Source organism: Gelidibacter pelagius, from assembly GCF_017581925.1.
GTDB lineage: Bacteria > Bacteroidota > Bacteroidia > Flavobacteriales > Flavobacteriaceae > Gelidibacter > Gelidibacter pelagius.
Map to the genome: position 1 here is coordinate 230777 of NZ_JAGEVG010000001.1, position 15682 is coordinate 246458.

At 34.5% G+C, this 15682-nt stretch carries 10 protein-coding genes; all 10 read left to right on the forward strand.

Annotated features, from left to right (window positions below; all coding sequences use genetic code 11):
• Positions 1 to 40 precede the first annotated feature (40 nt).
• The 10 genes from J4051_RS01010 (at position 41) to J4051_RS01055 (ending at position 15450) form a co-directional block, all read left to right on the forward strand.
• Positions 41 to 316 carry a hypothetical protein gene (locus J4051_RS01010; protein WP_208231746.1) on the forward strand — a complete coding sequence of 92 codons (276 nt, stop codon included), beginning with the start codon at positions 41 to 43 and terminating at the stop codon, positions 314 to 316.
• 531 nt (positions 317 to 847) lie between these two features.
• Entirely contained in the window at positions 848 to 1378 is a 531-nt protein-coding gene (locus J4051_RS01015) for an RNA polymerase sigma factor (protein ID WP_208231747.1), read from the forward strand.
• 113 nt (positions 1379 to 1491) lie between these two features.
• Complete coding sequence (locus tag J4051_RS01020) at positions 1492 to 2604, forward strand: FecR family protein (protein ID WP_208231748.1); 1113 nt, start codon at positions 1492 to 1494, stop codon at positions 2602 to 2604.
• Positions 2605 to 2683: 79 nt separating this feature from the next.
• Positions 2684 to 6025, forward strand: coding sequence for a SusC/RagA family TonB-linked outer membrane protein (locus tag J4051_RS01025; protein ID WP_236027141.1), 3342 nt, complete (start codon positions 2684 to 2686; stop codon positions 6023 to 6025).
• 10 nt (positions 6026 to 6035) lie between these two features.
• A complete protein-coding gene (locus J4051_RS01030) occupies positions 6036 to 7454 on the forward strand; it encodes a RagB/SusD family nutrient uptake outer membrane protein (protein ID WP_208231750.1) in 1419 nt (472 codons plus the stop codon).
• A gap of 38 nt (positions 7455 to 7492) precedes the next feature.
• Positions 7493 to 7954 (forward strand): hypothetical protein, encoded by a 462-nt coding sequence (locus J4051_RS01035; RefSeq protein ID WP_208231751.1) that lies wholly within the window; start codon positions 7493 to 7495, stop codon positions 7952 to 7954.
• Positions 7955 to 7957: 3 nt separating this feature from the next.
• A complete protein-coding gene (locus J4051_RS01040) occupies positions 7958 to 10747 on the forward strand; it encodes a M16 family metallopeptidase (RefSeq protein ID WP_208231752.1) in 2790 nt (929 codons plus the stop codon).
• Positions 10748 to 10779: 32 nt separating this feature from the next.
• Entirely contained in the window at positions 10780 to 12240 is a 1461-nt protein-coding gene (locus J4051_RS01045; protein WP_208231753.1) for a hypothetical protein, read from the forward strand.
• 73 nt (positions 12241 to 12313) lie between these two features.
• Positions 12314 to 13801 (forward strand): calcineurin-like phosphoesterase C-terminal domain-containing protein, encoded by a 1488-nt coding sequence (locus J4051_RS01050; RefSeq protein WP_208231754.1) that lies wholly within the window; start codon positions 12314 to 12316, stop codon positions 13799 to 13801.
• Positions 13802 to 14796: 995 nt separating this feature from the next.
• The gene (locus J4051_RS01055) at positions 14797 to 15450 is read left to right on the forward strand and encodes an SH3 domain-containing protein (protein ID WP_208231755.1); all 654 of its coding nucleotides are present in this window, start codon (positions 14797 to 14799) and stop codon (positions 15448 to 15450) included.
• Positions 15451 to 15682: the final 232 nt, after the last annotated feature.

The following is a 15682-nucleotide window of genomic DNA, read 5'->3' on the forward strand; positions in this document are numbered from 1 at the left end:
GGTTTACCTGTCTTCTCAGCAATCTTAACTTTGTAAGGGAATGCATGGGTTCTATAACATATATTCGCCCTTGCTCCACCAACCAAAAGAAGGTGAGTTTTTCTATACGATGCGACTGCTGGAACATGTTTTTGGTGAGCAGCTCAACCTGGGACTGGATTATGGGCAACTGTTGATTGAGCAGCCGATTCAGATCTTGCCCATTCTCTGTTTGTTCTTCAAAGAGCAATCTACGAGCAAAACCACCTTACTTAAATGGTTTAAAATTGTTCTTGACAACAAACATGAGCTAATTGACCAACGGCAGCTTCCGTAGCCAGTTCAACGCAGATTGGGCGAACAAACTCTTGATCTGCATAGATGAAGTGCTTTTCAATAAAGAAGAACTACCGAGGGGATCAAGTACTTGAGCATGACGAATTTCAACAAATTGCAAACCAAGGGTAGGGACAAAAGGAGATAGAGTTCTTCGGGAAGTTTATCTTTTGCAACAATTAATTTGTTTTTACTGTTGTTCTCGTGAATTTAACATGCGTGTTAACTCCAATGATAGAATTTAGTTTTAAGTTTAATCCTGCCTGATATGCTTCTATTTAATATCTTTGTTTTATGGTCAATTGCTTCTGATTTTTCATAGTATAAAATTTATGATGTGGACTTGAATTCTGAGAATTTACCTTAAGTTTTCAAGTTTTTAATCGCAAATTATGGTTGAATTAAGAAGATTCAATAAATTAACAAATTATATGTTTTTTTGATTCTTAATAAAGAAATCTTTTTTACAACTTTGCTGAATACGTGAGTATTTTTAAATTCATATTTAATGGAAGGGAGTTTTGTAGGGTAAATGGAAAAAATAGAGAGTATATATAAGAAACACGTGGATGATTTATATGCTTATGGTCTACACCTTGGTTTTAATAATAGTACAGTTATGGATGCTATTCATGACGTATTTCAAAAACTGCTTAGTAATAAGGGGCTAAATTATAAAAACAATTCAAAAGCTTACTTATTAAAAAGTGTTAGAAACGAACTTTTAGATGAATATAAAAGAAGTAAAATTTATTCAGTATATGACCTTGAAAAAAATGATTTGCCTTTTGAATTTGAGGTTAATATCGAAGATGTATTAATGGATCAAGAGTATAAAATATTTCTAAAAACTAAAATGCAAGAGGTTTTACAAAGTTTGACCCCCAGGCAAAGAGAGATAATTTATTTACGTTTTACTCAAGAATATAATTACCTGCAAATTTCTGAAATTTTGGAAATCACCCTACCTGCATGTAGAAACCTAATGTTGAAAGCATTAAAACATCTTCGTAAAAATAACATTGGTAATTTTTACCTATTCTTAACCTGTCCCAAGAACTAATTCCTCCCCTGATTTTATTTTAACAAATCATTAACGTTTAAATAGGTGATATACTAGTGATATCTCAGTCTTGTATATAGAGTGAAAACTTTTTAAACAAGGACAACCAACAAATGACCGTAGAAGACTTCTTAGAAAATGATGTTTTTATTTTCTATATGCTTACTAAAGATCCTGATTCTGTATGTTATTGGGAAAAGCACCTAAAGAATCATCCTGAGGACAACTCCAATTTTGAGAAGGCTGTTGCTATTTTGAATACAGTTAAAGTCAACAAGGAGTTTATACCGTCTGAGGATCGTAAGCATTTACATAACAGAATTTTTAAAGAACCAGCCACACATAACATTATAAAACGACGCAAGCGACGAAAATCTTTGTTTGTGGCCACCGCTGTTGTTTTTGTTTTTCTGTCGTTAGGGATCTTTACAACATTAAATCAACCAAAAGATTTTGAAGTTTTGGTTGAGAAATCTAATGAAAAGCTTCCTGTACAGTTGATTACAAATAATAAAACCTTTTTGTTTTCAGATAATGAGGTGTTGACCGTAAAAGAAGAAGGTGTCATAAATTTACAAGGGGAGAACATAGAATTGAGTGATACCACCACGTATAATATTTTGAAAGTTCCATTCGGGAAGCGCTCCGAATTAGTATTGGCCGATGGGTCAAAACTGTGGATTAATTCAGGCTCTACCGTTAAATTTCCTTCCAAATTTAATGACAGCACTCGAAATGTTTATATAGAGGGTGAAATTTATATTGAAGTTTCAAAAAATCAATTAAAACCGTTCATAGTAAATACTTCTAATTTTGATGTCAATGTGTACGGAACGGCATTTAATGTAAAAGCTTATGAAGGTTCTGAAAACCAAAGAGTCGTTTTAGTAGAAGGCTCTGTGAATGTTACTGCGCAGAATGATATGAGTTCTCTTATGACGCCCAACGAATCTTTAGAAATTACACCATCACAATTGGTGAAAAAAGGGGTTGATCCTAAATTCTACACCTCATGGAAAAATGGCTATTTGGAATTTGATGAAACACCTATAGAAGATGTTTTGTTAGAATTATCAAGATATTACAATGTTACTTTCTTAGAGACTGAAAATGAATTTATTGGTAAGACCTGTACCGGTAAAATTTATTTGTCGTCAAATCTTAGAGATGTATTAGAAACACTTTCCACATTATCAAACACCTCGTTTAAAGTGAAAGAGAAATAGGCTATTTAACTAATATATAAATGTCACTTAGAAACCATTAATAATGAACCAAAACCTTCCAAGCAAATTTCTTTTCAATATGTTACCATCTATTCATAAAAGGCTTTTAAGTCATTGTTTAATTCTATTGACTGCAACATTATCAACTTTACATGCCACTTCAGCAAATTCACAGTCGGGTAAAATAACCTTAAGCATTCAGAAGGGAACTATTAAAGATGTTATTGATGAAATCGAAAAGACTTCTGGTTATGTATTTGTCCAATCTGGTTTAAATACGTCAGATTTAAGTCAAGAAGTAAGCTTTAATGTGATCGATAAAGATATCACAAGTCTGTTGGGGATAATCCTAATCGGAACAGATATTAAACATCGTGTGGTTGGTAAACAGGTGGTGCTTTATAAAAATGAAAGTCAGAACACGAAAAATATTTTCAGCAAACTTTTCCAACAACTATTTGACATTTCTGGTGTTGTAACGGATGTTTCTGGTGAACCCTTGAGTGGCGTAACCATTGTGTTAAAAAATGATACAAGTAAATGGGCCATTACCGATTTTGATGGAAATTTTAGTATTAAGGGCGTTTCTACAGGGAGTGTGTTGCAAATAACCAGCATGGGTTTCATAAATCAAGAATTAGTAATCAATGATGCGACAGAAAAACGTATTATCCTAAAAGAAGATGTCCAATCTCTTGACGAAGTGATTATTACCAGTAATTATGGTACCACTCAAAAGAAATCTAATTTAGTATCCAGTGCCTATCAGATTACCTCAAAGGACATATCCAACCTGCCACAACAACGTATCGACCAATTATTGGAAGGTATAATTCCGGGCTTGGAAATAAAACCACAAAGCACTGGCGCGTCGAGCGCGAGGCCAAGATACTCTGTAACTGTTCGAGGAAAAGCTTCGTTAACTGCATCTAATGAACCTCTTTGGATTGTAGATGGGATCCCAATTAATACGGGAAATAACACGAATATGATCTCAGGTATAGAAACGAGCGTGAGTCCATTATCATTTTTAAATCCAGATGATATTGAGTCGATGACGGTACTCAAAGACGCATCTGCTACCACGATATATGGCGCCGATGGTGCCAATGGTGTGATATTAGTCACCACAAAAAGAGGCAAAGCAAATAAAACTCAAATAAATCTGTCTTTAAAATCGGGAGCGTCATTTATTAATAGAGGAACACAGTTTAAGGTGCTTAATGCAGACCAATATCTGACCTTGGCTAAAGAATCGTTCGCAAATGCAGGAAATCCAATGGATCTCTTCCCCTTCACAGATAATGACTTGAACAGTTATTCAACTACAGATACAGATTGGTATGATGTGTTTTTTGATGTGGGCACAACATCCCAGATAAATTTATCAGCTTCTGGCGGTAGTGAAAAATCAACCTACCGTATCTCAGGTTCATATTTTGAAAACGATATGGCACTAAAAGGAAATAAGCAACAACGTATGTCTTTGCGGTCTAACAATAATGTCAAATTATCAGATAAGTTAAGTTTGGATTTTTCATTGGTTGGATCTTATAACATTAATTCAACGTTTACACCACGTGAGGATTATCACAGTGCCTTACCCATTATTTCGCCATACAATGCAGATGGGACCTATAGACAGATGTATAAAATTATAGATGGTAGAAATCCAGACGGAACTCCAAGATGGATAGAAAGAAAATTTTTTAATAGACTTGCCGAGCGCGAACAAAATGATAACGGACAAAACGCATTGGCCTTACAGGCTGCAACACAATTAAGTTATAAAATTAATGAGGTGTTTACCTTGAGTTCTCAAATTGGAGTGGACTATAATAATTATATTGAGAACATTTATAAATCCATGAAAAACTGGTCTGGAATTAATTTGGAAGGGAAACCTGAAGGCTATGCTTACGCTTCAAATTCAAACTTTTTAAAGTGGAATGTTATCAATAGAGTGAATTTTAATAAACAATTTGATAAGCATGAAATTTCTGGAGTGGCAGGTCTTGAATTTGGGGCAGATCATTATTCAACTATCGGATCTTATGGATCAGGTTTTGTCAATGACCATATTAGGGAGGTGAGCTATGCCTCGTTCAGAAACGGAAACAGTAGTAAAAGAAAAACAACCAAAGCATCCTATTTAGGTCAGCTATCTTATAGCTACGATAACCGTTACAATTTATCTCTAAATGGTAGAAATGACGGAAATTCTAATTTTGGACAAAATGTGCGTCGTGCCAGTTTTTTATCCGCAGGTGCTTCTTGGAATATTCATAAAGAATCATTTTTCAATAGTAATGTTATAAATATTTTAAGTTTAAAAGGGAGTTACGGAACCAATGGAAACTCAAGATTTGGAAATCAAGATCCGGAAGGCGTATATGTTATCAATGATTCTTATCAATACGGTGATTTAAATGGAGCAGGAATTTCTACGGGTGCAAATCCTGATTTGAGTTGGGAGACTACTTATATGACCAATATAGGTGTTCGAATTGCCTTATTAGAAAATCGTTTAGATATTTCAGCAGAGGTGTACCAAAATAGAACTAAAAACTTAATCAGCAAATTGGATGCGTCAAGATTAACAGGTGTTACAACAATGGTTAGGAATGTCGGAGAACTTGAAAACAAGGGAATTGAAGTCACTGTTGAAACCAAAAACATAATGACCAAAAACTTTAATTGGCAAACACGCTTGATTGCTTCCCATAACCAAAATAAGTTATTGAAATTATATAATGATGTTCCTAAAAATTTAGGCAACGAACGTTTGGAAGTTGGTAAAAGCACAGACACTTACTACTTAGTTAATTGGGCAGGAGTAGATCCTCGTGATGGGTATCCGATGTGGTATGATGCTCAAGGAAATATTACTAAAGAATTTAGCAATAACAATAGAGTGGCTGAAAAATCATCCAATCCAAATGTCTTTGGAAGTATGACGAACACTTTTTCCTATAAAAATAGAGTTAGTTTTAGTATAACTGCTGGGTACACCATTGGTGGATACAGTTTTAGTTCATTTGCAAGAAGTGTAAATTCGGACGGTTATAGTATTGATAGAGCAAATCAATCTATTAATCAATTAGACAGATGGCAAAATGAAGGGCAACTTGCACTGGCTCCCAAACCAATGTGGGGCGTAAGTACAGGATCAGTTAGAAACTCTACACGATTCTTGTACAGTAAAACCAATATCAAAATACAGAATGCCGCGTTTAACTACAATTTTGATGATGGTCTCACCAAATCATTGGGTCTACAATCATTAGCGGTATCACTGATCGGTAATAATTTGTTGGTTTGGACACCTCATGATAAGAAAAACAGAAACTCATACAAAAGCAATATAGGAGGATATCCTATGGAAACAGAAATTTCTTTGGGTATTAATGTAACTTTTTAAAAGGAAAAAAATGAAATATATAAAGACCTACATCGCCATTTTCAGTGTTCTTTTATTCAGCAGCTGCAATGATTTTTTAGAAGTTGATCAAACCGGAAAATCTACCATCCCTGTCTTCTTTTCTGATATGGACGGTGTTCGAGCAGCGCTCCCTGGGGCCTATAGTTCGGTTTATAAATACTATGGCGAAGAGTTTGTTCTCTATCCAGATGTAGCGGCAGACATGCTTGATTTAAACGCCGTGGGAGATAACTCGATGATAGCCCAATACAATTATGATTCAAACCCTGATCAAGAAATAACTGCTGTAGGAGGTATTTGGACCGATGCCTATGAAGCATTGGTGAACGTCAATAATATCCTCTACTATTACCCGTCCTTAGTTGAAGCTTACCCAAAAAGCGAAGACGAATTAAGGATTATCAAAGCAGAGGCCCTCTTTTTAAGAGCGCTTATTCACTTTGATTTGGTAAGAGTGTATGCACAACCGTATAATTATACTACAGACGCCAGCCATATAGGGATTCCTGTTTTATTGAAAACGCCAGGTTCAGATGATGATGTTCCAAGAAGTACTGTAAAAGAAACCTATACGCAAATTCTGAAGGATTTAAAGGAATCTGAAACTCTTTTTGCTGATAATTTAAGTGGCGAATCTACTTATTACGCTTCAAAAAATGCAGTGTATGGTTTGCTGGCACGTACCTATTTATATATGGAAAACTGGGCTGAAGCTGTTCAGTATTCATCTTTAGCTATCGCAAGCACACCATTATCAGAGGGGCAAGAGTATTTGGATATGTTTTTAAAAGTGCCTACTAAGGATGAGTCGTTATTTAAATTGAATGGAAAATTAAAGAACCCTGAAATCATTAAATTTTATAATCTGCAAAGTCCTTCAGGCTATGCAAGTGATAAACTAATGGGCCTTTTAAATGAAAACCCTGACGATATTCGATTTCAATTATTAGAATTAAATACACTAAATAATTTATCCGGCACTTTAAAATATGTGAAAAAGGATATGCCCACTGCCGAAAAATATTATAACATCATCGTATTGAGAACCTCTGAAATGTACCTGATAAGAGCAGAAGCCAATAACAATTTAAACATTATTGATGTTGCAATTGATGATATCAAAACACTCTTAGCTCGTAATTACCAGAAAGATGTTGGTGACATTTCTATCTCGGAAAACACCAAAGCGGAGGTGGCACGTTTAATAGACAAAGAACGAGCAAAAGAATTAGCTTTTGAAGGTCACCGATTATACGATTTAACACGGACTAAACAAGATATGATTCGTAATGACAATACAACCTCCAGTGTAAAAGAGGTGCTGTACCCAAGCCACAAATTTATCTTACCAATTCCTCAAAAGGAAATGGATGTCAACACAGCCATGATACAAAATGAAGGGTATTAACCTTGTTTATAATGTATACGAAATAAAAAAATAAACCCATGAAAAATATAGTACTGCCAATATTGGTTTTATGCCTCACATTAAGTTCTTGTAATAAAGATGAGATATCTGTATTTGATGAACCTTTTGTACATATCAACTTCAATAATGTATCTACGGCAAATATCAACTCAAGTAGAAGAGATATTGCTTCTTATTATATCTACTTAAGCTCAAAACCGCTTGAGCAAGATATGCAATTAGATTACTCCATAATTGTGGGTGACGGCCTAAAGGAAAATGTAGATTTTAAAATTTTAACCACGGAGTATCCTATGGTTTTTCCTATAGGAATCAACAGACGCCCTATTCAAATTCAATGGATGGACAATGTTGTAGATCCTTCAAAAGATAACACTTTGACCATTCAATTAAATTCTAATAACTTAAATATAACAGTTGGGTTTCCAGGGCCAGATGCGAATCAAAGTAAATTGGTATTAGAAAAAGTTAATAATTAGACTATGCGCAACATCTTGAGTTTTATAATATATTTTATTGCTCTATCAGGATTTTCACAGGGTCTGGTTCAAGACAGTGTGCTTATAAAAAAGCAATTGAATAATGGTTTGACTTATTACATCTATCCAACAGATAAGGTTGAGGGAGAGGCTCATTTTCAGTTGTTTGTAAAAGTGGGCTCCTTACAAGAAACAGAAGACCAACGTGGTTTAGCACACTTCTTGGAACACATGGCCTTTAATGGAACAAAACATTTTGAAGCCAATGAACTCATAGAGTTTCTTGAAAACAAAGGTTCAAAATTTGGTCATGATTTAAATGCACACACGTCTTTTGAAGAAACAATTTACAAATTAAAGATTCCAACAAAAGATGTGACTGTAGTGGACTCTACACTGACAATAATGTCTGATTGGGTGAATGGTTTATTATTGGATCCTTTAGAAGTGGAAAAAGAACGGGGTGTTGTTTTGTCTGAATGGCTTTCTAAACAATCTCCTAAAATTCAAAGCACTCAAGTGTTTTTGGATGTATTGTTGAATAAGTCCTTTTATAGCGAAAGAAAAGTTATTGGAGACACGACGAGTTTAAGGCATTTTAAGATAGAAGAATTAAGAGCCTTTTATGAAAAATGGTATGATCCATCTTTAATAGCCGTTGCGATAACCGGAGATATCAATCCCAAAATGATAGAGCAAGCTATCATAGAAAAATTTGCGGACATACCTTCAAAAAAGCCAGTGCCCACCATAGGAAGCATTCCTGATTATACCATAGACAGCTTAATTGTTTATAGTGATCAATGGACAAAAAAAACAGAATTGAATTACATTCAATTACAAGATGTTTTTAAAGGTGTCAATACTGAAACTGCCTATGAGAATTACTTGATGCGTAGTGTTTTAAACAAACTAACTTCAGAACGATTGGCAAAATTATCTTTTGATGATAACCATTATACTCAGGGAAATATTAGTATTGGTAATTTTTTAGAATCTAAAGGTGCATTAGTCGCTACAATTGAATTAAAACCAGAAAAGGCTTTAGAAGGCATTAATGAATTCAACACCCATTTTCAGCAAATTTTCCAGTATGGTTTTTCATCCTTAGAAATAGAAAAAATTAAAAAAACCATGCTTGGTTCTTTTAAACGGTCAGTATCTGATCAAAAATCAATTTCAGCATCAGGTATGATAAGGCAAATGTATCAGGATTTCTTTTACGGAAATATGATTATATCCTTAGAAGATGAATACCAATTAATGAAAAATAGCTTTTCAAAATTAGATTCTATTCAAGTTCTGAAAGCGCTTAAAGCAAACAAAAAAGATACGCCTTTTCATTATCTACTGACTACAAATAGTGACGATTCAAAACGCTTACCCAATAGGCAAGAGTTAATAAGTGCAGCAAAAAAAATCAAAACACAAAAAGCAACTCCCTATAAAGACACTATCGATGTTCCTGAAGTATTACTAAATGAAACGCCAAAGGGTGGTACTGTTCAACGTGTTGTAGCTATCCCGGAAATTGATGCGCAAGAAATACATTTAAGTAATGGAGCAATGGTGGTTTATAAAAAATCACCTCTAGATCAAAATAAAATTTTACTGGCTGGATTTAGAAAAGGTGGTTTTTATGCTGTAGATAGCACCAACTACCTTAATGCGCAATACACAGCGCCTACGGTTTCAATGAGTGGTTATGGCGACTTCTCCAGAGAAGCATTAAGTTATTATTTAGCAGGTAATAGCGCGAAGGTTCAGTTCCTGATTGATAGAACACGATCTGGCCTTTTTGGAAGTACCAATACTAAAGATATTAAAACATTTTTCGAATTGTTTTATTTGAAAGCCACACAGCCAAGAGTAGACAGTCTGCTTTTTAACCAATTAAAAGAAATGGCCATAGCTAAGATCTCAAATAAACCAGAATCTGCTAAAGAGAAATTTCAAGAAGAGTTTAAATATATAGTTCGCGGAAAAGATTACACAACCGTATCACAGTCTAAAGAAAGCTTAGAAACAAACTTACAACAGCAGGCAATAACAGACATTTATAATAACTATTTTGGTGTTGCAGACAATTATGTACTGACACTTATTACAGATAAAGAACTGGAGGACATCCTACCGTATATAAAAACCTATATTGGAGGCATTCCAAAAGGAGAATTTGACAATTCTTACAAATATAAACCACACCCCATTCATAAGAAGGATGTTGATTATATAAAACACAATGGCGATTCACCTAAGGCGGTATTCTCATTAGTTTTTCAACAAGACCACAAGTTAAAAGACATTCCAAACTTGGAAGTACAGAACCAACTTTTAGAAGCAATATTAAAACTAAAACTTAATAAGCGACTACGTGAAGAGTTGGGCGTTGTATACGGGGTCAGTGTATCCATAAGTGCTACAAGCCATCCTACGCCCTTAAGCAGACAAACCATTGCTTTAGTTTGTGATCCTTCAGATGTAGACATGATCACTACTGAAATAAAATCCATTCTAAAAGGTGTCGGTTCAGGAAAAACTAACATCGCACAACATCTGGAAACAGTAAAAACAAATCTAATTAAGAACTTCCACATTAATAAGCAAAGAAATTCTTTTTGGACAAAGAGTATTAGGGATTATTATTTTAATCAGTATGATAATTGGGAATTCGTTACTGATTATGAAGCATTAGTAAACAAAGTTTCTGCAACAGATTTATCAAAAAACGCTAAAACATATTTTTTAAAGACACCGCGAATTAAGGCCGTCTTATATCCAAAAAATTATTAATTATTAACCTTTATAAATTTAACAGAATGATTATGAAAAAAACACTCAAACATTTTTTTGCTTTAACAGCAATTTTTTCGCTAGCAGTAAGCTGTAGTAGCGACGATGATGCGACAGATCCGGTACTTCCAGCAGAAGTGGGGATGACAAGTTTTGGTTTTTATGCGAACGACAATTCAGGAGTCTTGCTTAGTGATTATGTTATAGAAAATATAACATCGACCGAGATTAGTATATCTCTGCCTAATGAGACTGATTTGTCAAGCTTAGTAGCAAGCTTTACCACGACAGAAGGGGATGTTGTGAAAGTTGGTTCTATAGTACAAGTTAGTGGTACAACGGCCAACGATTTTTCTGCCGCGGTAGAATATTTAGTTACCGAAGGTACCACCAATAAAATTTACACGGTATCAGTAGGTAAGATGGCGAGTTCTGTGTGGAGTCTGTTCTCTTCTTATACTGAAGATGACATATCAGATATTTCATTAAGAATTAACCCATCAAACTCTTTGCCTTACATTGCTTATATTAGTCAAAGGGAAAGCCCTGACGATCGAAAAATGAATCTTATTAACTATGATGGTACTACATGGAGCAGAATTGGAGCTAAAGATTTTTCAAATTTCAGAGCGCGATCTGTTGATTTAGAATTTAACTCAACAGGAACACCTTATGTCAGCTTTATGGAAGATACAGACATCAAGGAAGCGTCAGTAATGGCATATGAAAGCGGCTCATGGGACTATGTAGGAGGCGTTCCCTACACGGGCACTAAGGCAGGTGACAATACATTAGCTATTACTAGTGATAATACAATTTATGGCTTCTATGTACACGACGAAAGAGATGATGATAGACGAAGTGTGTTTTCGAAAACTTTTTCTGGTGGTGCATGGTCAGATCTTACCATAACTGGAAGAACTGGAGCAGCAAGAGTTGTTAAATCTAAAGTAGTCAATGATGTGGTTTATCTTGCAGCACTAGACTTCGGAAACCTTCAATCTGTATCAGTATATAAATACGAAAATGGCGCATGGACGACATTAGCTGATAAAATGAAAGAAAATGAAGAAAACACCATTTATTCATATGATTTAGAATTGGATGTTGACCAAGACGGCAACGTTTATTTAGCCTATGCTGAAAATAACGGACCAAGTACAGATTATCAAATTCGTGTTAAAAAATACGATGCCGAAGCAGCTACTTGGAGTACGCTTGGTGATTTAGTAGTGACGTCTCAAGTTAGAGATTTTGCTCTTGCGGTAAACAAGTTCAAAGTTCCAATGTTATTGTATCAAAACGATACCAAAACACCAGTTTTTCTACCATTTGATAATGATGTTAATAACTGGGGAACTCCGGTAACGTTTGCAGCATCAGATGCGAGTAGCTTAAAACTTGAAGTGGCACCTAACGGAATTTCGTATGCGTCATTCTTAGTAAGCAATCAATTAAGTTTACATAAATTTGATTCTCCAGATAATCAATAAAGTAGTCTAATGCAATAGTATAAAATAAGCGGGGTACAATAAACTCCGCTTATTTATTTTTAAAATAATAGATATGGACTTCATTTTTAAGTTTCTTATTATATGTTTCTTATCATTAACTACCTTTTCTCAAGCTCAAAATTCAGTAAATTGGGCTAAGGGAAATGTATTAAAATATACCAAGTCATTAAAAAAAAGTAAGGGACTCAATAATGTACTGGTTTCTAATGGTGATACGATTGTCGAGACCAATAGAAAAGGAGCATTTAAAATTCCAATAAAAGCTGGACAGGTAATTTTTCCTATTCTACCTTCTGGTTATAAATACACCAATCCAGAAAAATGGTGGTTTAATGTACCCGATAGTTTAGAGGGAGAGTCATACATTGATATAACTTTTGGACTGCAAAGAGTTAAAAAGAAGAAAAAGTTTAAATTCTTGGCAATAGGTGATATTCAAGTTGGAACCAATGAGGAGTTAACCCAAGCCACAAAATCTATATTGCAGGAACTGCTTAATAGAAATGATTATGATTTTAGTATCTATTTAGGCGATTTAGTAAATGATTCCCCAGAATTATTTGTACCTCTAAAACAATTAATAGATCATGTCCCTCAACAATCATGGGTAGTTTATGGCAACCATGATAGAGATTTTACGGGCGATAAAACAAAACAACCTCAAAAGTTTAGAGAACATTTTGGATCAGAAACCTATGCCTACTTTTATAATAAGGTGCTGTTCATTTCATTAAACAGTATCACGCCTGAAGGAAAATTTGGTTATTCAGGTAGATATCAAAATAGTCAACTTCGATTTTTATCCCAACTACTAAAAACAATAGACTACGAGTATCCTATAGTAATTAATCAACATATCCCCCTTATGTGGATGAAAAACAAACAAGATGTCCTCAATATCTTAGACTCGTTTAAAAACGTTTTGTTTTTAACAGGACACTCTCACACTGTATTTCAAAATAATATTGAAACACCATCGGGCAATACTATTCACGAACTTACAGCTGGTGCTGTGTCCGGGAACTGGTGGACAGGGCAGAAAGATTGGCAAGGTATTCCTGTCTCTTTAATGAGCTGTGGGACGCCAAAGGGGTATTTTGAAATCGAATTTGATAAAACAGAGTATAAAATTAATTACAAGGGAGTAGACTTGCCAAGTAACAAGCAGTTTAGTGTTTGGCTTGGCGATATGGATGCAGAGCCATTAGCATCCTTGTCAAAAAATAATGAGTTTTATATCAATGTTTTTGCTGGTTCAAATAGTACACAGGTTTCTATAACATTACCCAATGGTGAAATTATTTCATTAAAAAAGGACTTCGTTGTTGATCCTCATGTGAATTACATAAGACGTTCTCAAATTGAAGGGGACAGTCCAGATAAAAACAGTAAAAAAGCACCTTACCTAAGGAGAAAATCACATCATATATGGAAGGGAGTGTTACCAGATAATATAGCCGCAGGCTATCATAAAATTGAAATTTTAATCCAAGACCCTCATTTATCGACAATTAAACAGTCTTTTTGGATCCAAAAGTAATAATAGCAGTTTATATCCTGTTAGAAATGAATTTCAAGACTTAGATCCTTGATTTAAATTAATCTCTTGAATTTTGTGATATCCCATTTCCAGCTGCCAGTTTTCTCATCGCGTAAATCGGTTAACAACTGTCACTTGGCAATTTCGGTATCCTAATTCCAAGATGTTTTTTTAGGTTCTTTTCTCCGCATTGCTTATGATTATTGAAAGAATGTAATTGTATTAGGCCCTGTCACTATTTTTAGCGCAAAAGTCCTTCAAATAGGCGTGAACAAGCCATAGCTTACATGCTTCTTAAAGACTTAATAATTCATAAGCCCCAACGAGCTCGGGCGATTCAAATGGGTTTTGGTAGTACTCAATTTCTTATGCCCTAAACTAACACTGATAATTTCAGTGGAGCAACCATTGTTCCTCATGGTATTTGTTAGGGTATATCTTGCTACCTAACTCGTTAACCTTCCAGTAATGACATATAGTTTTCCGATTTTTTTAAGTCTTTATTAAATGTCCTTAAAACTTTATCCTTTCTATTTTTGATCTGTATGGGACTAATCTTTTCTTTTAAAAGGATCGGAAGTACATAATGACTTAGAGAATTTTAAGCTTTATATGAGTCTAAAATATTTCTTATTGGCTCTATTATTTTCATTGAAAAATGAGCTTGAGTTTTGGATCTCGTATAAAATATTCTACCGTCCGAAACGTCTGATCATACGAGTTTTAGCATATCAGAAAAGTTCATTCTTCTGGTGTAGAGGCTAAATAAGAAGTAATCATGGGGTACCTGATTTGAGATAAGGTATGTCCACAAAAAATCTTCACATCGAACGATTTTTTATTAACACCAAATCCTATTTTCCTATAATTGCCAATCCTCAATTTCCCTTCAAATACTAATTCATTCCTGACGAATACTAAAACACCACCAACTCAAGCAAAACATCATACTACTTTAGAGGTAAATAAAATATAAACCTTTAAAACATAACAGTATGAAAACCTTAAAAAACAGTATGTTCATCGGATTGCTTCTCTTGGCAACGTCCGTATTTTCACAAAACAAAGAAGTAGAATTTGACATTTACACCACGTCAGCCTCCAAGGCTTCCCGCTACCTTTTGGCAGATCATGTGGCGCTTAGAGATTGCCCTGCAACACAGTGCCAACAATTGACCACCATTGCCATTGGTACCAATGTGCGATTATTGGCAAAAAGCGAAAGCCCACAAACCATTGATGGCGTTACCAGCAGATGGTATAAAGTAAAAATGGGGCCTCAGATAGGATGGATTTGGGGTGGTTTGATTTCCCAAAAAACAATGGTCAGTAACACTAATCCTGAAATTAGATTCGTTTTTGGTGAAGCAGGGTTGGACAGTAATTCGCAACAACAATTCCAAATTAGAGCCATCAAGAATGGCGTTGAATTGGATAAAATTTTGCTCAGATCAAATACCTTAACGTATTCTGGAATAGAACTACTTAAAAATCAAGATCAGGATATCATCAGTTTGAGCTCAAATGAAGAAGGCAACTTTAATGTGATCGACAGTCCAATGTTCGTGGTTTTTAAAGACGACAGATTACAAAAAACGACCTCTTTAACAAGTTCAACGGAAGTACAAAACGATGCTTTTAAACTTTAAACTTCAGAATCTGAGAATTAAAATCAATTGGCCTATGGCAAAAAAGTGCTGTTTCATTTTTGAAACAGCACTTTTTTATTAGTTATAGATTGGAATTTTTATTTTAGAAAACAATAAAAGAACAAGTAATAAATGATCTATTGATTTGAAAAGAAATGTTTAGAAAATCAAAATAATCAAGTCTATGTATTTAAGATTATGATTGTTAAGAATATAAATCTTCTACTAAAAA

Coding starts and splice junctions, on each gene's coding strand:
- J4051_RS01010 (WP_208231746.1), top strand. CDS start 41: ATGCATGGGTTCTATAACATATATTCGCCCTTGCTCCACCAACCAAAA.
- J4051_RS01015 (WP_208231747.1), top strand. CDS start 848: ATGGAAAAAATAGAGAGTATATATAAGAAACACGTGGATGATTTATAT.
- J4051_RS01020 (WP_208231748.1), top strand. CDS start 1,492: ATGACCGTAGAAGACTTCTTAGAAAATGATGTTTTTATTTTCTATATG.
- J4051_RS01025 (WP_236027141.1), top strand. CDS start 2,684: ATGTTACCATCTATTCATAAAAGGCTTTTAAGTCATTGTTTAATTCTA.
- J4051_RS01030 (WP_208231750.1), top strand. CDS start 6,036: ATGAAATATATAAAGACCTACATCGCCATTTTCAGTGTTCTTTTATTC.
- J4051_RS01035 (WP_208231751.1), top strand. CDS start 7,493: ATGAAAAATATAGTACTGCCAATATTGGTTTTATGCCTCACATTAAGT.
- J4051_RS01040 (WP_208231752.1), top strand. CDS start 7,958: ATGCGCAACATCTTGAGTTTTATAATATATTTTATTGCTCTATCAGGA.
- J4051_RS01045 (WP_208231753.1), top strand. CDS start 10,780: ATGAAAAAAACACTCAAACATTTTTTTGCTTTAACAGCAATTTTTTCG.
- J4051_RS01050 (WP_208231754.1), top strand. CDS start 12,314: ATGGACTTCATTTTTAAGTTTCTTATTATATGTTTCTTATCATTAACT.
- J4051_RS01055 (WP_208231755.1), top strand. CDS start 14,797: ATGAAAACCTTAAAAAACAGTATGTTCATCGGATTGCTTCTCTTGGCA.